Raw genomic sequence first — 19,043 nt, forward strand, 5'->3', positions numbered from 1 at the left:
CAGATATGACTAGCAACGTTAAAACAAATACTTTGCAGCAGAGTTTGACCGGAACGCCTTCGGTCATCATTGATAAAGGTGGAAAAATAATTGCACTTAGTCCGGAATTTAAAAATCTCATTCCTGCATCAAATGCTCAAGTAAACTTTTTCGAACTATTTGATGAAGATAGATTACTCACTCTTCAGCGAATATTTATTGATGTAAGAAAATTTGAGACGATTTCTAAAGATATCATACAATTAGAAACAACACTCGGTCAAACTAGTTTTGAAATTGTTATCTCACCTTTGCGAAGTGAGAATAATATTTATTTCCTCGTAAATTTTAACGAAGCGAATCAAAATAGAATTAGTTCTGAAACAAATAAATTGTGGATCGCATCTACTGAGTTGGAAAAAATTGTTGATGACAAAAGGATTATATCTGTTATCAATAAGATAAAATTAACATTTCCTTTTACATTCATAGAAAAAGCTAAAATTCAAAAAGAAATTAATGAATTGAGTGAATATTTTTGGATCAAAGACAACGAGAGCAACTATCAACTTGTCAATGATAAATATGCTGATTCCCTTGGTTTTAAAGCAAACCAGCTTGAGAACAAAAAAGAAGAAGAATTCCTTCCAAAATATTTAACCAATCTTTACAAAACTGTTGATTCATACATTATGAGTTCGACAAATTCAGTTATTATTGATAGTATCTCATCTCCAATTGCAGCAGGTGCTTTGCGGAATCTCTCTGTAGTTCAGTTTCCACTTTGTGATTTGGATAATAATGTGGTTGCAATAATTGGTTTTTCTCAAAAGAGCGAGCAATCTTTAACCTGTAAAAACCAAACAAATATTCAGTTTTATCTTAGAGAGATTCCCTCACCGGTCATTTTCTTTGATAAGGAATTTAAAATCTCTGCCTATACCTATGAGTTTTTACGATTCATGAGTATTAGCGAAAAAATGGATTTAATCGGACAGGAGATAACGAAGATATTTGAAAAAGGATTAATACCTTTTATAGAAAATTATTTGAAAGATGAAAAATTAACCGGTGATCAAGTATTTGATTATGTCCTCATGGAGAAAAAACAGTTAAACGTCGAAGTCCATTTAAAAAAAATATTTGACGAGAACTTTGAATACACGGGCACAAGGATTTCCTTAGTACAAAATGTAGAGAAAAATTCCGAAACTGAAGCTAAAGCAAAAATGTATGATGCGATTATTCAATACTCGCATCAAGCAATGTTTGTTTACGATATAGAAAACCTCAAGTTTCTTGAAGTGAATGAAGAGGCGTTAAAATTATATGGATACAAGCGTGGCGAGTTTTTAAATATGGATTTAACAGATCTATATGCACCGGAGGACATACAAACGATTATTCAATCTGGTGAGAGCAAGTTGGTACCGGGAAGTTATAGCGGGCCTTGGCGCCATAAAAAAAATGACGGCACTTCAGTTCTGGTTGAAATTAATAGATCATCTATTGAATTCAATGATAAAAAATGTCATCTAAATATTGTCCGTAATGTATCTGAACAGGCGGAGCTTAAAAAACGAAGTCAAATTCTCGAGACAGCCTTTGAATATTCCGGTGATGCAATATTTAACACAGATAAAGATGGATTTATTACTGAGATAAATGACTCAGTATCTAAGCGGTTGGGCTACTCAAAAAAAGATCTACAGACGCGCCCTTTTATAACTCTAGTTTCGGATGAAGATCGTGCTAAGGTTAATAAAAATATTTTTCATTCTGGGCTTCTTAAAACAATCACTCTGGAAGTCGGGTTTAAAAAACCATCGGGAACTTTTCAAAAAGCTACAGTTATAGCGGCTCCAATAAAAGATTACAACGGAGATATCGATTCATTTATTCTAATAATAAAACTTATAGATGAACCAGTGAATTCTAAAGATGTAAAACATTTGCAGGAAGATTCCGCGAGTAAAGCGGATCCGCCGTTCCTATCGAATGTTTTCCACGAAATACTTACACCAATAAATGTAATCCTCGGATTTACACAAGAATTGGGAGATAGTATACCAGATCCGAACGGAGAGCAAAAAGAAGCTATCGATATAATTAAAGAGAATCAAAAACTTTTGCTACAGGTTATGGATAATGCTGTTGAGTATTCTACGCTTGAACAGAAAGTCATTAAGTTTAAACCGGAAGAGATAAAGTTTATTGATGTTATTAATGAACTGAAAGAAAATACTCGTAAAACTGCAGAAGATAAAAAAGTTGAAATGGCTTACGGGAAAATATCTACTTCTTTGATGCTGGAGACGGATCGATCAAAGTTTTTATCATTGTTAAGCTTATTTATAAAATTTGCAATTCAGATAACAAAAGAAAATTCCATTTATCTTTCTGCCGGAATCTACGATTCCAATTTTTGTGCTGTCCGTATAAAAGATACACGTAATGCAATAACTCCTTATTTGGTGAAAGCGTTTACCGAAATATTTTCCGAAGATGAAAATATGAGTAGAAGGAATTACGGCTTCTCTCGATTTTCTGTTAAACTTGCAAAAAAAATAATTGAGTTATTATCTGTTCGTAAAGAAATAATTATGAAAGAAGGGGAACCGCAAGAGTATGCTCTCATCTTTCCTCTAAAATTTGTTATTGGTGACAAAGAAAAAATGGAAGTTGAGAGTGTTGTTGCTTCTAAAAAAACTGAGACAAAGCAGCATACACAACCATCGATAAAACAATTTGCTGAAGATCTTGCCGGTGAAAAAATAATGGTTTCGGAGAAAAAACAGTTGGATCTTTCTCAACTCTCTTGTTTATATCTGGAAGATCAGGTCGACTCGCAAATGCTTTTTAAAGTTCAATTGAAGGATCTAAAGAGCATTGAATTTGCACCTAGTTTCGAAAGCGCATTGCCGTTGCTTAAAACTAAGAAATTTGATTTCATTGTAATGGATATTAATCTACAAGGTGAGTATAACGGACTTGATGCATTAAGAATTATTCGTAAAATGCCCGGTTATAAAGATATTCCGATAATAGCTTCAACTGCATATGTCCAACCCGGGGCACGAGATAATTTTATATCTGCTGGTTTTACGGAATTTGTTTCTAAACCATTATTGCGCGAAAAGCTTTTAGACGTAATTAGAATTTTATTCTCATAGATTGAATTTCATTCTACAACTTTTTTCTTATGCTTTTCCGGTTTTAAAAATTTAATCAACATCATTTACAAATACCACAAGCATAGCAGCAATAAACATTGAAACGCCCCCTACAAGCAGTGCATAGATTGCTTCATTTCCCATAAGATGGCTTACCAAAAAGCCAAGGATGGCTGCCGCTGTTATCTGTGGAATTACAATAAAGAAGTTAAAAATCCCCATATAAACCCCCATTTTATCCGATGGGAGTGAACCTGCTAAAATTGCATATGGCATAGAGAGAATTGAGGCCCAAGCCAAGCCGATTCCAAGTTCTGAAATTAGTAGTAGATTTGGATCTTTTATAAAGTAAAAAGAGATAAGACCAATTCCTCCTGCGACTAAACTTATCATATGAACAGTCTTCCGGGAGGTTCTTTTGGCAATCCAAGGAAGTAAAAATGCAGTTAGAGCTGCAAAGCCGTTATACACTGCAAACAAAATTCCAACCCAATTAGCTCCTTCATTATATAAAGTACTGGTCGGATCACTTGCACCATATATGTGATGAGTTACTGCGGGCGTTGAATAAATCCACATTGCAAATAAGGCAAACCAAGAGAAAAATTGAACGAAAGCTAGTTGAATCATCGTTTTTGGCATTCCAGTAAAAGCTCTAAAAATTTCCAGAACTCCTTTGAGTAAACCCTTATTCTCTAATTTGTTACGCTCGAATAGTTCAACATTTTCCGGGGGATATTCCTTTGTTCTAAAGACAGTCCATCCTACTGCTGATATGAATGCAAAAGCGCCGACATAAAATGAATATCTGACTGATGGTGGAATTTCTCCATGCGGTGCAGTATTACTGATTCCAAGCCAATTAGTAAAAATATATGGTAAAGCCGATGCAATTATTGCTCCGGTCCCAATGAAAAAACTTTGAACGGCAAAACCGGTTGTGCGCTGTTCTGATGGTAGAATATCTGCCACTAATGCACGGAAAGGTTCCATAGAAATATTAATAGAAGCGTCCATCATCCAGAGCATGCCGGCAGCAATCCATAAAGCAGGTGAGTTTGGCATTATAACCAGCCCGAGTGAAGCCAGTATCGCACCAAATAAAAAATAAGGGCGACGTCTGCCAAGTTTACCCCATGTTCTATCACTTAAATATCCAATAATCGGTTGGACAATCAACCCGGTCGCAGGTGCTGCAATCCAGAGGATCGGAATTTCATCAATACTGGCGCCTAAAGTTTCAAATATGCGACTAACATTTGCATTTTGAAGTGCAAATCCAAATTGAATTCCTAAAAATCCAAAGCTCATATTCCAAACTTGCCAAAAGTTTAATCGATTCTTCAACATAATTTTGCCCAAGTGATTAGTTTATAATTTGATGAACAATTTAACCGAATGCTGTTTAAAAATCTTTATAAAAATTAGAAGATGTTATAATTGAAAAAAAATAGATCTTCTTTTTACAAATCAAATTGGTTAAATGCTTCTCATTTTGATGAAAATGTCGAAAATCAAATCAGAGAATCTGAGTTAAAAAATTTTTATTTTGTCACCGAAATTAATTCTTGCTAAAAATGGCTGAAAGTAAAATATCACAAAGGAAAAAAGACCATATTCAACTCTGTCTAACAGATGAAGTTGGTTTTAAAGCCAAAACAAATGGTTTTGAGAATTACGAATTCGAACATAATGCGCTAACCGAAGTCGAATTTAACAAAATAGATCTTTCCACAAAGTTTATTGGCAAGAAAATAAACTATCCGTTTTTAATTTCATGCATGACCGGCGGGACGAAAGAAGCTGAAAAAATAAATGAACAATTAGCTTTGACCGCCAAAATACTTAATATTCCAATTGGTATCGGCAGTCAGCGGCAGGCACTTGAAAATAAGAAGCATCACTCTTCATATAGAGTAGTTAGACGTAACGCCGGAAAAGTTCCAGTACTCGGAAATATTGGCGCATCTCAAATTGCAAAATCAAAAAATGGAATCGATGAAATAAAATCGCTTATTGACCTTGCTGAAGCGGATGCAATGGTAATCCATCTGAACCCGCTGCAAGAATTATTACAATTGGATGGGGAACCGGACTTAAAAGGACTTTTGAAGAATCTTGAAAGAATTTGTTCTAAAATTCAAACTCCAATTATAGTCAAAGAAGTTGGATCTGGAATTTCCAATTCTGTTGCCAAAAAGTTATTAGAGATTGGAGTGAAAGGAATTGATATCGCCGGAGCGGGTGGTACAAGTTGGGCCGCGGTAGAATTATTGAGAAAAAATGAAGAGGATAGCTATTTTAGAGATTGGGGTCTGCCAACTTCTTATTGTGTTAGAACTGTAAAAGAACTGAAAAGTAATTTTCGATTTACTTTGATCGCTTCCGGCGGTATTTACAATGGAGTTGATATTGCCAAATCGATTGCATTGGGTGCTGATCTAAGTGCTTCAGCAAGAATCATTCTTCAAGATGTAATGAAAAGTAATGTTGAAGGAGTTGTCAAATTAATTGAATCTTGGTTTTTGACAGTGAAGAAAATTATGTTTTTAACTAACTGTGATAGTATTAAAAAACTAACCAATGTTGGGTTGATTAAAAAAAAGGATTTGTTTTGAATACCGAGTCAGTGCGATACGGAAAAATTTATAATAGAGAAATAGTAAAAATCGAAAAACGATTGAGTGCGTTAATCTTAAATAAAGAACCAAAATCTTTATATGAACCGTGCTCTTACATTTTAAACGGAGGTGGAAAGCGATTGCGTCCATTTCTTGTTCTAATTTCTGCAAAAGCAGTTGGCGGAAATTTTAAAAATGTATATAATGCTGCTACAGCAGTTGAAGTCCTTCATAATTTTACACTTGTTCACGATGACATTATGGATAACTCAACTAAGAGACGCGGACACCCAACGCTTCATCATAAATATGATTTGAGTACAGCTATTCTCGCGGGAGACAGTTTGATTGCTCTTGCATATGAAAGTCTTCTCAAAGATTCAAAACATCATACCGCAGAAATTGTTTCAACTTTTACCCGTGGTGTAATAGAAGTATGCGAGGGACAAAGTTTGGACAAGGAATTCGAGATTCGTCAAAGTGTAACGATCAATGAATATGAAAAGATGATTTACAAGAAGACAGCAGCGCTTGTTCGAATGTGCTGTTCTGTTGGTGCACAATTATGTAATGCAACTAAAGAGCAAATTAAAATTGTTTCTGAGTATGGAAAAAATCTAGGTATGGCATTTCAGATTCAAGACGATCTTCTTGATATAATGGCGGAAGAGAATCAATTTGGAAAAACTGTTGGAAGCGATCTTCTTGAAGGGAAGAAAACTTACCTTTTTTTGCTTGCTTTGGAAAAAGCAAAAGGAAAGGAAAAATATGATCTGCTGAAAGTGATACAGAAAAAGGGAATTGAACGATCAGAAATCGAAAAATATCGCAATCTTTATATTAAGTTAGGTGTGTTAAAAGATGCCGAGCGAGAGATAATGAAATACACTAAATTAGCTTTGAAAAATTTATCACTATTGCCAAATGATGAAGGAAAATCTCTGATGTATTGGTTGGCGAACATCCTAATTAATCGAGACAAATGATTGAACGCAAAATTAAAATAATAAATAATGCAGGCTTGCATACGCGACCTGCTGCTAATATTGTTAAATTAGCATCGAAATATAAATGCGAATTTTTCTTAATCAAAGACGGCTTGAACATCAACGGAAAGAGTATAATTGGAGTTATGACTCTTGCAGCTGAAAAAGGGTCTGAAATTACTTTGATATTCGATGGTGTTGATGAAGAGCAGGCTTCAAACGAAATAGTCGATTATTTCAATAGAGGATTTGACGAGTAATAAAATGAAATCTGATAGTGAAAATATTATGAAGGGGATTGGCGCCGCTCCCGGTATAGCAATATCTCAAGCTTTCATTTACAAGAAAGAAAAAGAAGAAATTACAAATGAAGCGATTACAGATATTGATGAAGCACTTGAAAACCTCGATACAGCTCTCGAAAAATCCAAAAAAGAATTAAGAAAAATATTTTCACTTGCTGTTGATAAGCTGGGCGAGAAACGTGCGGCAATTTTCGATGCGCAGATTATGATCCTTGACGATCCGATCTTAGTATCAACTTTGCAAAATAGAATTAAAAAAGAAATGCGTATTCCTGAATACATTGTTAACGATGAAATTTCCAAATATACCGACTTGATGAATCGATCTCATGAACCATATATGAAAGAACGCTCGCATGATATCGAAGATATCAAAAATAGAATCATCCGCAATCTCAAAAAGAAAAAATGGAAATCAAAAATAACAAGTGACGTTGTTGTTGTTACCTCATTTGTTTCGCCTTCAGATACAGTTCTTTTCTCGCGTGTAAACGTTAAGGGTTACGTGACTGATTTTGGTGGTTTGACTTCACATGCAGCGATTGTTGCCCGTTCACTTAACATTCCCGCCGTTGTAGGATTGCATGATGCTTCCAACAGAATAAAAGAAGGGGATTTGCTAATTATTGACGGGTTCAAAGGAGAAGTTTTAATTAATCCGGATGAAAAACAACTTCACTACTATCAGAAGAAAATTAATCAGTTACAAAAGCAGGATACCGAATTAAATAAACTTCGAGAACTGCCCGCAATTACGCTTGATGGAAAAGAGATTCAACTCTATGCAAATCTTGAACTGATTGACGAAATCGAATTAATCAATCAGAATGGTGCAAAGGGTATTGGACTTGTTCGAACCGAACAATTGTTCGAAGAATATGAAGCATTCCCGGATGAAGATGAACAATACAAAGTTTACCAGACTATTGCCGAAAGGATCTATCCGGAAACTGTCATTATCCGTACTTTTGATATTGGAGGAGACAAAGTTTTACCGGTTGATTTTAAAGAACCTAATCCGTTTCTCGGATGGCGCGGAATCAGACTTCTTCTTGATAGTCCCCAGCTCTTCAAGTCGCAGATTCGTGCAATTTTAAGAGCGAGCTCACATAAAAATTTGAAATTAATGTTACCAATGATCACATCAATGCTTGAAATTAAAAAATCAAAAGAAATTATTAATTCGTGTAAAGAAGAGTTAAGAAAGGAAGGTAAAGGTTTCGATAAACATATCGGTGTTGGTATAATGATCGAGGTTCCTTCTGCAGCTGTTTTAATTAATGATTTTGCAGAAGAAGTAGATTTTGTTAGTATCGGCACGAATGATCTAATCCAATATATTCTTGCGGTTGACCGTGGGAATGAAATTGTTTCGAGTCTTTATCAAGAATTTCATCCGGCAGTTGTTAGAACATTACACCACATTATTAGCGAAGGTAAAAAAGCCGGAACTATGGTCAGTATGTGCGGAGAGATGGCTGCTGATCCGTTTGCAGTCCCATTACTAATCGGTCTTGGATTGGACTCGATTAGTATTTCAGCTTCGGCGGTGCCGTTAATAAAAAAAATTATTAGAAATCTTAATTTTAAAGAACTGCAAATGCTTGCGGCTGAATGTCTGGTCTTCAAAACTGAAAAAGAAATTAATAATCGTATGCGCCATTTCTTTAATGAAAAAGAAAAAGACCATATTAAAAACTTATATTGAGGTAAAAATGAATTTGCAAGAAATGATGTCGAAATTGGATACTGAAAATCAGTTCAAAGTATTAACTAATTCGTATCAACAAATAGAATATGCGTGGAATAATGATTTCGATGTTTCAACAATAGATAAGTCGAAAATTAAAAATATTATTGTCACTGGCCTTGGCGGTTCAGCAATCGGCGGGGAACTCCTTCAAAACTTTTTTAGATCGGAGCTGAACTATCCTTACCTTGTTAATCGAAATTATGAATTACCTCCTTACGCTAACGAAGAAACTTTGGTTATAGCTTCTTCATATTCCGGCAACACGGAAGAAACAATCGCCGCACTGAACCAGGCAATTAGTAAAAAATGTAAGATCGTTTGCGTCTCAACAGGAGGAAAGATAGAAGAGATAGCAAAAAAAAATAATATCCCTTTTGCCAAATTGTTGAAAGGATTTCAACCGAGGTTCGCACTTTGGATAAATTTTTTTACATTGCTAAAGACACTTCATTCGTTGAAATTAGTACCGGATCAAACAGAAAATGTACGACAAGCAATTGAGCTGTTAAAGCGAAAAGGAACCGAATATTCAAAACCGACCAATGAAGCTTTAGAAATTGCCGAAAAAATATTGGGCTTTACACCATTGGTTTATGCTGTAAGTGATTATACATCAGCAGTTGGAACTCGCTGGAAAGGTCAATTCAATGAAAATGCTAAACAGCATGCGTTCTTTGGTTATTTGCCGGAACTTGATCATAATGAAATTTTAGGTTGGGAAGGTTATAAACCAACAATGAATTTTAAATTGATCAACATTATTGACAACGCTTATCATCAACAAGTTAAGAAAAGATATGAATTGACATCCGAAATGGTTCGGAAAGCCGGCGGAGAAATAATCGAGGTTAAAAGCACAGAAGCTAATGCGAAATTACGTCTGATTGATTCAATTTATCTTGGCGATTGGGCAACATATTATTTGGCATTGATGCGCGGATTTGATCCGTCGTCAATTAATAGTATAAACTATCTAAAGGCACATCTTTGATAAAAAATTGGCGGAAATATATTTGGGTATTTATTCTTATACCTCAAATTATTCCCGCCCAGTTTTACTTCTTCGGTCGCAATAAAGTTCAATATGAAAAATTTAACTGGAAGATTCTAAAAACCGAGCATTTTAATATTTACTATTACGATGATTTCGGTGAGCTCGCTGAAATTGGAGCTAAGTTTGCAGAAGAAGCATTCGATGAACACAAGGTTAAATTCAATCATTATGTTTTAAACAAAATCCCACTCATTTTTTATAATACACATACTCATTTCCAGCAGACAAATACAATTCCCGGTTTCTTACCCGAAGGGATCGGCGGTTTTTTTGAATTTATGAAGGGAAGAGTTGTAATACCATATCTCGGAAATCTTGCCCAATTCAAACATGTTATACGCCATGAGCTGGTACATGTTTTTATGACTAACAAGGTTTATAATGTTCTTAATGATCATAGAATTACAACCGACCGAGTACCGCCCCTATGGTTCACTGAAGGGCTTGCCGAATTTTGGTCAAGCGATTGGGACACGCAAGGCGAAATGGTGATGCGAGATGTTGTGCTTAATGGAAATTTTGTTCCTTTATCTGAGCTTGACTATTTAGGAGGATATTTAGTTTATAAAGAAGGTCAAGATTTTTTACACTTTGTAAGCAAAAATTACGGAGAAGATAAAATTCTTTCTCTTATGGAAAATATCTGGCGGTTCAATAAATTTTCTGATGATCTTGAATTTACGCTCGGTGAAAAGATCTCTGAAATAGATGCTAAATGGATTTACGAAACACGTCAAAGATATTTTCCTCTATATAAAGAGAACTATCCACATTTTATTAAATCAAAAAAAATCACAAATTCCGGTTTCAACTTTGGTCCAAGATTTCTTCAGCGAGGCGATAAAAAAGAGATCTATTTCATTGGGAATCACAGCGGTTACACTTCATTGATGAAAATGAATTACGTTGCAGATACAACCGAATTTGCTGAACCGGAAGTATTGATCCAAGGTGAGAAGGATGCAATTTTTGAAGCATTCCATCTTTTAGAAAACACAATTGCAGTTTCTTCCACCGGACTAATTTCATTTGTAACTAAAAGTCAGGCGACGGATGTTCTTCATATTTATTCGATAGATGAAAAAGAAATTATTAACACTTTGAGGTTTGATGGATTAATTAGAATTAAAGCACCAAGTTTTTCTGCAAATGGTAATCTTCTTGTTTTCTCGGCTACCGATACAAAAGGGTTTAGTGATTTATACATTTATGATTTTCCAGAAAAACATCTTACACGAATTACCGACGATTATTACGAGGATATTGATCCAACTTTCAATAAGGATGCAAGCAAAATTATTTTTTCTTCTGACCGTACCGACGGCATCTTCAAACAAAAGTACAATCTTTTTGAGTACGATATTTCATCAAAAGAAATATCGTATATAACAAATGTGAACGCGAATATCTCCACACCGCATTTTTCACCCGATTACAAAGAACTTTATTTCACTTGTGATTATAACGGCACTTATAATATCTGGAAAATTCCGTACGGAGAGAAGAAAGCTCAAGGTATGATTCAAGTGACCAATTTTTTAACTAGCGTTTATGATTTTTCATTTGTTGATTCACATACTATGATAACCTCGGCATTCGAAAATTTTTCGTTTCAATTCTACTCGCTTGATTTAAACAATACTACAGTTGGAAAATATGCTTCATTTGCTTTCGATGATATTGGCTCCAAATGGACAGTCGACAGAATTAACATTGCATCCGAAACAGATCGTCTGAAGTACGATAAAGAATACACATTGGATTATGCAGTAAGTCAGTTGATAACCGATCCCGTCTATGGAACACGCGGTGGTGCACTATTAACCTTGAGTGATATGCTTGGTGATGATAGATATATTTTTTACATCTCGAACTCGGCAGAAATTCAGAGTGAAATCTTAGAGAACTTCAATATTGCCATTTCGCGTGTTAACCTTAAAGATAGATCGAATTACGGTTACGGATTATTTAATTATTCCGGTCGGCGATATGACATCAGAGAGTCCGATGAATTCTTTTATGAACATGTTTACGGCGGTTACATTTCTCTCTATTATCCTTTCTCTTCATTTGATAGGTTGGAAACCGAACTTGATATTGCTAATTCCACTAAAGATCTTGAGGCAAATTTAATTACTAGAAAATCTTTGTTAGTTACCAATACGCTTTCATATGTTCATGATAATTCGATATGGGCTTTTACAGGTCCTATCGATGGTTCACGTTTCAGACTTCTACTAGGATATACAAGCGATGTAAAATTCAGCAATGTAAATTTTTATTCGTTCATTGTAGATTACAGAAAATATTTCCGCCTTGGACTTCGCAGCAGTGTTGCAGCACGGGCTGCACTATTTATTAATAATGGAAAAGAAGCAAGGAGATATTTTGCCGGCGGAAGTTGGGATTTACGCGGATGGAACCGCTGGTCAATCCGCGGTGAAAAATTGTGGTTGACTTCAATTGAACTGCGCTTTCCGTTGATAGACCAGTTCTCGATTAATTTTCCATTATTCGGTCTCTCATTATTCCAGATAAGGGGAGCGGCGTTTTTTGATGCTGGTTCTGCATGGGACACTAAATACAAAGAAACATTAGGAAGTATAGGGGCTGGGATTCGTATTAATTTTTTCAATGCGATTGCTCTACGCTATGATATCGGCAAAAAAATTGAAAATGATTTTTCGCAATTTCAAGCCGGATTGTTTTATCAATTTTTCTTCGGATGGGATTTTTGAAATACAGGCAAACTAAAATATTCATTCTTCTTTCGGTCTCAGTTTGGTTGATAAGTTGCACACAACCAATTGCATTTAAATATATGTCACCAAGTGAACCCGGTTATTTTATGTTTGGAAAAAATCCCGAAAGATCATTTTATGAGAATATATCAATTAACGAAGAGTTGCAGTCAAAATGGTCTGAAGAAACGAGCGGAAGTCAAAGCAACACTTCAATAGTTATCTATAAGAATATTTTATTTGTTACCGATCTTTCCGGAAAAGTTTATGCTTTTGATAGCGAAAATGGGAAGCAGCTTGGTTATGAAAAATATTCTGGAGCCATTCCAGTTGCGCCTGTAATTAATAATCTTAGGATGTTTCTAATTCTGAACAATCTGAATGAAAGATATTCTACATTAAAAATATTCGATTTTATAAACGGGAAAATATTGAATGAGTTCAAAATTAACGGAAGTGTGCAGAATGAAATGCTGAAAATGAAGGACGGGATTATTGTTCTTACAGATTTGGGCGAACTAATTAAATATAATTTGGTCGGAACTAAAGAGTGGAGTACTGCGACAAAAGTAAATTCAAAATCTTCACCATCGTCAAATGGGGAAGTGATACTTTTCGGAAATGAAAACGGTGAGCTGGTAGCCGCTTCCGCGAAAAATGGTGAGATTAAATATCGTTCTAAGTTAAGTGACGGTATCGAAGGCGATATTTGTATTGATGGCAACAATTCATATTTCGGTGATAATAAAGGCAGATTATTTTCAATAAATATAAATGATGGAACTATTAATTGGCAGTTCGATTCAAAAAATAAAATCATGGTTACACCGGTTCATGATAATTCTAAAATTATCTTTGGAAATCTTGCCGGAGATATTTTCTGCCTGAATAAAATAGATGGTAAACTGATCTGGAAAACAAGAACCAGCGGTGTTATTAATACAACTCCTTTACTATTTAAAAATTTTCTGGTTCAGCCCGATGTCAATAAAAAGGTTTATTTAATTAGTACAGTAACCGGGAAAATAGAAAAGACGTATGATTTTGAAAGAAGAGTCAAACTATCACCTGTATACTACAACGGCATTCTATATCTCGGTTCTGATAAAGGAATGATCAATGCTTATAAAACGTCGCTCAATGATTAAGAAAGAATCGGCAATATTGTTCCTTTCGGTGTTCCTCTTGTGCAGTAGCACTTACTCACAAGAATGCAGAGCAAAAGTTGAAATCATATCTAATAAAGATAATGCGCTGGTTTTTGTCGACAGCGTCTTAATTGGGAAAGGCAATGTTAAAACTGAATTGACAAAGGGAAGTCACTATCTTAGGATGAATGAATCATCGCTCCAATGGGGAAAATCAGAAATTAATGACACATTAATTATTACTGACTGCACACGGAATTATTTATTCAATTATGAGTTCAAACCCGAAAATGTTCCTACAATTAATCAGTCAAATTTTGAATTCGGAAAATTAAAAAAGGTTGATACTTTTTTCAGCTCGGCAACTTTTAAGATCTTACTTGGCAGTGCTGCTGTACTTGGAGGCATAGCTGCATATTACAAGATCCGTGCTGATAAAAAATATGATGATTATGTCATTTCAAAGAATCAATCAACTCTTGATGAAGTTAACCGGCTGGATCTATACAGCGGAATCTCCTTTGGCCTTCTTCAAATTAACTTTGGTTATTTGATTTATAAATTTTTGTCGGATTAACATTTGCAGATACTGGAATTGTCTTTGATCTACAGTAGAAATGTTAATGCGCATCCAACCAATTCTCGCCAACACCGGTTTCCGCAACGACTGGAACATTCAATGGAAGTGCATTTTCCATCATCTCTTTGATCATTGGCTGCAGATCATCAATTTCATCTTTGTGGGCATCAAAAACCAATTCATCATGAACTTGCAATACCATTTTTGTTTTGGCTTTTCGCTTCTCCAGTTCCGAATAAATTTTTATCATCGCAATCTTAATCATATCCGCGGCAGTCCCTTGTATCGGCATGTTGATGGCAACACGCGCTTCAAATTGTTGAACCACACGGTTCTTACTATTAATATTCTTTAAATATCTTCTTCTTCCGTAAATAGTTTCGGCATACTCTTTCTTTTTGGCACTTGCAACGCAATCATCCATAAATTTGCGCACACTCTTGAACGAAGTGAAATAGTCTTCAATTATTTTTTTTGCTTCACCTTGAGTAATTCCCAATCGGGATTTTAATCCAAATGGACCAAGACCATAAAGTATTCCAAAATTTACTTCTTTTGCTTTACGGCGCATATCAGGAGTAACATCCCTCGGATCAACTTTAAAAACAAGTGCGGCAGTTCTTCTATGAATATCTTCACCGTCTTTAAATGCTTTGGTAAGTGTTACATCTCCGCATATACTTGCCATTATGCGCAATTCAATTTGACTGTAATCGGCTGAAAGTATAAGATAGTCTTTATCGCGCGGAACGAATGCTTTCCGGATTTCTTTACCAAGTTCCGTTCGAATTGGAATATTCTGAAGATTCGGATCGTTGCTTGATAGACGTCCCGTTGACACTGCAGCTTGATTATATGATGTGTGCAATCTGCCGGAAGAAGGATGTATTAGCAGCGGCAGCGAATCGGCATAAGTAGATTTTAGTTTTGAAACTTGTCTGTAGTCAGATATCACATCAATAATAGGATGCATACCTTTTAACAATTCAAGTGTTTTTGCATCAGTCGAAAATCCGGTTTTGGTTTTTGAAGGAGGAACAAGTTTCAATTTTTCATAAAGAATTTTCTGTAACTGCTGAGTAGAATTAATATTAAAATTCTCGCCGGCATGTTTAATAATCTCAGTTGAATAGTCGTCAAGTTTATTTTGTAAAAAATTACTGAATACTTTTAAACTTTTCGTATCGATTTTAATTCCAGTGCGCTCCATATCTTCAAGAACAGGCGCTAGTGGAAACTCAATTTCGTAGGCAATTTTTTCAAGGTTTTCCTTTTTTAATTCCTTCCGGAGTAATTCATAAAGTCTGAATGTTATATCTGCATCTTCGCCGGAATAATCGGAAAGTAAATTTGGATCAACATCAAAAATTTTTTTTGGTTCTTTTTTCGCACCAATCAATTCAGTAAGCGGAATTGGGCTATAGCCTAAATATTTTTTTGATAATTCATCCATACCGTGTTTTTCGTCGGCATCTATTACATAACTCGCAAGCATTGTATCGAAATAAAAATTATTCACGTCAATTCCGATATGCCTCATCACACCGATATCAAATTTTCCGTTCTGGCAGACTTTTTTTATTTTTTTATTTTCAAATACCGGTTTGAAAATTTTTACGAAATCGTCCATCGGCAAACGGTCGCTAAGATCAGACTCAAAAAATGAAGTTGAGAGTGTAGCTGGGTTAGTCGCAACAAAAAATGCCTCTTTCGGTTTCATCGCAAATGCGCAGCCTGCAAGATTTAAGCTAAGTGTGTCCAGTCCATCTGTCTCAGTATCGAAAACAAATAACTCACATTCGGAAAGTTTTTGCGATAGCCCCTTGGCTTCTTTGAACGATAAGATCAGTTTGTATTTAACCTTGTTCTTTTCAAATACTCCCATTTCAGTACTTATTTGTTCTGTTTCATTTTTAGGAGTGGTCGGTTCTTCAATCTTCTCTTGCGGTTTTTCAATTTCTGATTCGATAAAAAGTTTTTTCAACTTATTGGAGAATTGTTTGAATTCAAGATCAGCAAAAATTTTAAACAATTTTTCTAAATCGGGATTGTGAAACTTCGCCTCATCAAAATTCATGTGGAATGGTGTATCGGTTTTAATTGTTGCTAATTCTTTTGAAAGGAAAGCATTCTCTTTATTCTCTGTTAATTTATTTACAATTCCAGCTTTATCAATATTATCAAGGTTCTTATAAATATTTTCTAGTGATTTAAATTTCTGAATAAGAGGCACTGCAGTCTTGGGTCCAATTCCTGCAACTCCCGGAATGTCATCGCTTGAATCTCCAACCAAGGCTAAATAATCAATCATCTGAATTGGATCGAATCCCATTTCTTCACGGACTTTATCTTCATCTAAAATCACGATCTCATCTGTTGATTTGCCAGGTTTTACAACTCTTATATTTGGTGAAATGAGTTGTATATAATCTTTATCGGGGGTAATTGCGTAGCAGTCAAATCCTTGTTGTTCCGCTTCTTTAACAGCGGTTCCAATCAAATCATCTGCTTCGTAACCAGGCAAAATGTAGAGCGGAATATTAAATGCCTTAATGATTTCTTGAATCCTCTTTATTTGAGGAATCATGTCTTCCGGCATGGCTTGCCGTGATGATTTATAATTTTCATACCTCTCATGCCTAAAAGTTTTTTCTTTTGAATCAAAACCGACTGCAAGGTAATCCGGTTTTGTATCCTCAATGATTTTAAAAAGCTGATTGAGGAACCCGAATACTGCAGATGTTGGTTCACCGGATGAGGATGTTAGCGGACGCGATATAAATGCGTAATAACCCTTATATGCTAACGCCATTGCATCAATAATTACAAATTTAGGGCGTAGGAGCGGATTGCTTTTGTATGATTTTTCCATCAAACTCATCTTATCTCGTTAGTTTATTTTAATTATATTTTCAGGTGAGAATATAAATAGATTCATACAACAACTACAAAACTAGAGGAACAAATGATTCGCCGAATAGTCTTCATTTTGGTATTGCTTATCTCTTTGACAGTGAACGGTCAAATTGTAAAAAAAGATTCGTTTTATGTTGCAAACTGGAATCTAGAAAATCTTTATGATACGGAAGATGATACACTTAAAAATGATGAAGAATTTCTGCCCGGGTCAGATAAACGCTGGAACAATGAAAGATATGATCATAAAATTAATAACATTACTAGAGTTCTAAATTATATGAATCACGGATGCGGTCCGGATATTATAGCTATGGAAGAAGTCGAAAATATAAATGTTGTTAAAAAGTTGATCTATAATATGAGAGACCACGATTACATTGTTGCTCATCGAGATTCTCCCGATAGAAGAGGAATAGATGTTGCATTGATGTATGATAGAAATGTATTCAAAATTGATAGTCTCGCGGCTCTTCATGTTGAACTGCCTAACGGCAACCCTACACGCGATATTCTTCATGTTGTATTAATTCATAAAAAGGATAAAGAAAAATTTCATATTTATGTAAATCACTGGCCTTCAAGAACTGGAGGTGTAGAGAAATCCAATATTAACCGCCTTGCTGCCGCAAGTGTACTGAAAAAAAGTTTAGATACTCTTGCCCAAACATCTCCGAAAAGTAAAGTGATCATATTAGGGGATTTTAACGATGAACCGAATAATGAGTCGGTAGAGAAAATATTGGGGGCAGAAGATTTTGACTGCAAAAAACAATCTAAAAATGCTTTTCTAAATCTTGCCTATAAAAAATTTTCGAATGAGGAAGGCTCATATTTATACAAAGGTAAATTTGATATGATTGACCAGATAATTATTTCATCTACATTGATAGACGGAAAAAAATTTAAATACGATTGTAATTCATTTGAAATTATTAAACCGCCGTTTATTGTCTTTGAAGAAGGGAATCGAAAGGGCGGGGCAATTCCAACTTATGAAGGGAACAAATATATTGGCGGTTACAGCGATCATTTTCCTATAGGCGCTAAATTTATTTATAGAAAGAATAAATGAAAACTGAAAAAATATTTTTATTATTTGGTTCAACCGGGGATCTTGGAAAAGTTGCTGTAGAATATTTCTTAAATCAAGATTATGATTATTGTTATTTCTTTGCCCGCCGTCAATACAAATTGGGAAATGCAAAAAATAATTTTGTAATTATAAACGCAGATGATTTTACTAATGAAGAGAATGTTATTGATGCTTTTTCCAAAGTTCGAAAAGATAGTAACGCCACTTATTTTTTGTTTAATACAATCGGAGGTTTTACAGGAGGGAATGCAATTTCTGAAACTATCTATAACGATTTCTTAAAAATGATCAATATAAATCTTGGAACGTCATTCTTAATTGCCAAGCATTTCACAAAATTGGTGTATGGAACAAAAGGCGGATCAATCTGTTTTACGAGTGCTCTTTCGAGTCTAAAACCGGAAGCTAATAAAGCAGCATATAACATTTCCAAGAATGGGTTAAATATGCTTGTTAAATCACTTGCTCTTGAGTGCTCAAACATTGGTCTTAGCGCTAATGCAGTAGCTCCATTCATTATTGATACTAAATCGAACCGTGAATGGGTAAAAGATATTACACAATTAGTTAGCCCAGTTGATATATGCAGCGTTGTGAACTCATTATTCGAAAATTACAAAGTGTCATCCGGAAATATTGTTGAATTGCCATTTTCCCTACGATAAAAATTTATGGATCTAATTAGTTATTT

The 19,043-nt window shown here is 34.9% G+C and carries 13 protein-coding genes; 11 read left to right on the forward strand and 2 right to left on the reverse strand.

Annotated features, from left to right (window positions below; genetic code table 11):
• The first annotated feature begins 5 nt into the window (after positions 1–5).
• The gene (locus NTX65_00740; GenBank protein MCX6167838.1) at positions 6–3,152 is read left to right on the forward strand and encodes a PAS domain S-box protein; all 3,147 of its coding nucleotides are present in this window, start codon (positions 6–8) and stop codon (positions 3,150–3,152) included.
• Positions 3,153–3,203: 51 nt separating this feature from the next.
• On the opposite strand, the gene NTX65_00745 is transcribed toward NTX65_00740, so the two are convergent.
• On the reverse strand, positions 3,204–4,502 hold the full coding sequence (locus NTX65_00745) for an MFS transporter (protein MCX6167839.1): 1,299 nt from the start codon (positions 4,500–4,502) through the stop codon (positions 3,204–3,206).
• 227 nt (positions 4,503–4,729) lie between these two features.
• On the opposite strand from NTX65_00745, the gene fni reads away from it, so the two are divergent.
• Genes fni through NTX65_00785 form a run of 8 tightly spaced genes read left to right on the forward strand, consistent with a single transcriptional unit; the run spans position 4,730 to position 14,337 of the window.
• On the forward strand, positions 4,730–5,770 hold the full coding sequence (fni, locus tag NTX65_00750; GenBank protein ID MCX6167840.1) for a type 2 isopentenyl-diphosphate Delta-isomerase: 1,041 nt from the start codon (positions 4,730–4,732) through the stop codon (positions 5,768–5,770).
• Complete coding sequence (locus NTX65_00755; protein ID MCX6167841.1) at positions 5,767–6,759, forward strand: polyprenyl synthetase family protein; 993 nt, start codon at positions 5,767–5,769, stop codon at positions 6,757–6,759. Before fni ends, NTX65_00755 begins: the two co-directional genes overlap by 4 nt.
• Complete coding sequence (locus NTX65_00760; protein MCX6167842.1) at positions 6,756–7,019, forward strand: HPr family phosphocarrier protein; 264 nt, start codon at positions 6,756–6,758, stop codon at positions 7,017–7,019. Before NTX65_00755 ends, NTX65_00760 begins: the two co-directional genes overlap by 4 nt.
• A 4-nt stretch (positions 7,020–7,023) precedes the next feature.
• On the forward strand, positions 7,024–8,772 hold the full coding sequence (gene ptsP, locus NTX65_00765; protein ID MCX6167843.1) for a phosphoenolpyruvate--protein phosphotransferase: 1,749 nt from the start codon (positions 7,024–7,026) through the stop codon (positions 8,770–8,772).
• 7 nt (positions 8,773–8,779) lie between these two features.
• Positions 8,780–9,808: a bifunctional phosphoglucose/phosphomannose isomerase gene (locus tag NTX65_00770; GenBank protein MCX6167844.1), complete on the forward strand. Its 1,029-nt coding sequence runs from the start codon at positions 8,780–8,782 to the stop codon at positions 9,806–9,808.
• Positions 9,805–12,609, forward strand: coding sequence for a BamA/TamA family outer membrane protein (locus NTX65_00775; protein ID MCX6167845.1), 2,805 nt, complete (start codon positions 9,805–9,807; stop codon positions 12,607–12,609). Before NTX65_00770 ends, NTX65_00775 begins: the two co-directional genes overlap by 4 nt.
• A complete protein-coding gene (locus tag NTX65_00780; GenBank protein MCX6167846.1) occupies positions 12,606–13,760 on the forward strand; it encodes a PQQ-binding-like beta-propeller repeat protein in 1,155 nt (384 codons plus the stop codon). Before NTX65_00775 ends, NTX65_00780 begins: the two co-directional genes overlap by 4 nt.
• A complete protein-coding gene (locus NTX65_00785; GenBank protein MCX6167847.1) occupies positions 13,732–14,337 on the forward strand; it encodes a hypothetical protein in 606 nt (201 codons plus the stop codon). Before NTX65_00780 ends, NTX65_00785 begins: the two co-directional genes overlap by 29 nt.
• Positions 14,338–14,380: 43 nt before the next feature.
• On the opposite strand, the gene polA is transcribed toward NTX65_00785, so the two are convergent.
• Positions 14,381–17,212 (reverse strand): DNA polymerase I, encoded by a 2,832-nt coding sequence (gene polA, locus NTX65_00790; GenBank protein MCX6167848.1) that lies wholly within the window; start codon positions 17,210–17,212, stop codon positions 14,381–14,383.
• A 93-nt stretch (positions 17,213–17,305) separates the two neighbouring features.
• On the opposite strand from polA, the gene NTX65_00795 reads away from it, so the two are divergent.
• Both NTX65_00795 and NTX65_00800 read left to right on the forward strand, forming a co-directional pair.
• Positions 17,306–18,331, forward strand: coding sequence for a hypothetical protein (locus tag NTX65_00795; protein MCX6167849.1), 1,026 nt, complete (start codon positions 17,306–17,308; stop codon positions 18,329–18,331).
• Positions 18,328–19,017: an SDR family oxidoreductase gene (locus NTX65_00800; GenBank protein ID MCX6167850.1), complete on the forward strand. Its 690-nt coding sequence runs from the start codon at positions 18,328–18,330 to the stop codon at positions 19,015–19,017. Before NTX65_00795 ends, NTX65_00800 begins: the two co-directional genes overlap by 4 nt.
• Positions 19,018–19,043: the final 26 nt, after the last annotated feature.

Source organism: Ignavibacteriales bacterium, assembly GCA_026390795.1.
In the GTDB taxonomy this organism is placed as follows: domain Bacteria; phylum Bacteroidota; class Ignavibacteria; order Ignavibacteriales; family Melioribacteraceae; genus Fen-1258.

What these genes read in the sequence shown, in the direction of transcription:
- NTX65_00760 (MCX6167842.1), top strand. Translation starts at nt 6,756, where the DNA reads ATGATTGAACGCAAAATTAAAATAATAAATAATGCAGGCTTGCATACG.
- fni (MCX6167840.1), top strand. Translation starts at nt 4,730, where the DNA reads ATGGCTGAAAGTAAAATATCACAAAGGAAAAAAGACCATATTCAACTC.
- ptsP (MCX6167843.1), top strand. Translation starts at nt 7,024, where the DNA reads ATGAAATCTGATAGTGAAAATATTATGAAGGGGATTGGCGCCGCTCCC.
- NTX65_00800 (MCX6167850.1), top strand. Translation starts at nt 18,328, where the DNA reads ATGAAAACTGAAAAAATATTTTTATTATTTGGTTCAACCGGGGATCTT.
- NTX65_00740 (MCX6167838.1), top strand. Translation starts at nt 6, where the DNA reads ATGACTAGCAACGTTAAAACAAATACTTTGCAGCAGAGTTTGACCGGA.
- NTX65_00770 (MCX6167844.1), top strand. Translation starts at nt 8,780, where the DNA reads ATGAATTTGCAAGAAATGATGTCGAAATTGGATACTGAAAATCAGTTC.
- NTX65_00785 (MCX6167847.1), top strand. Translation starts at nt 13,732, where the DNA reads ATGCTTATAAAACGTCGCTCAATGATTAAGAAAGAATCGGCAATATTG.
- NTX65_00745 (MCX6167839.1), bottom strand. Translation starts at nt 4,502, where the DNA reads ATGTTGAAGAATCGATTAAACTTTTGGCAAGTTTGGAATATGAGCTTT.
- polA (MCX6167848.1), bottom strand. Translation starts at nt 17,212, where the DNA reads ATGGAAAAATCATACAAAAGCAATCCGCTCCTACGCCCTAAATTTGTA.
- NTX65_00795 (MCX6167849.1), top strand. Translation starts at nt 17,306, where the DNA reads ATGATTCGCCGAATAGTCTTCATTTTGGTATTGCTTATCTCTTTGACA.